Here is a 392-nt window from a genome sequence, read left to right on the forward strand (position 1 = left end):
CCGAAGCAATTTCTTCTGTGCAGGAAGCACAGAGAAATTGAGCTAGGAACGAATCTCGACTTAATGAATCAGATATCCGGACTAGGAAGTGGAATTGTCAAGAGTGCGTTGGTGGCAGCAGGCGTACCAGAATCGGAAATGAATGCAAGAATAAAGGACGCCACCGAACTTCGATTTGCCGGGAATATGGAACTAACGTATGCAGAAAGAAGGTATTTAGCGAATGCACAACAATACGCCGGCTTAGCAGTGACGGGAACCAGTTATCATAGTTCAATCCCAAGTGGCGAGAAAGGACTCATGGAAGAATTGCAGAAGCAGTTGTTTATCAACACAGTAGCAAGTGTAGGAAATGTCGATAAAGATATATTAAATACCTTCATAAGACAAGA

General features: G+C 43.1%; 1 protein-coding gene. It reads left to right on the forward strand.

Annotated elements, in window-relative coordinates:
- Positions 1 to 63: 63 nt before the first annotated feature.
- On the forward strand, positions 64 to 392 hold a 329-nt coding region (locus EHS15_RS17095), incomplete at its 3' end, for a hypothetical protein (RefSeq protein ID WP_135761810.1).

This window comes from Leptospira idonii, assembly GCF_004770995.1.
GTDB lineage: Bacteria > Spirochaetota > Leptospiria > Leptospirales > Leptospiraceae > Leptospira_A > Leptospira_A idonii.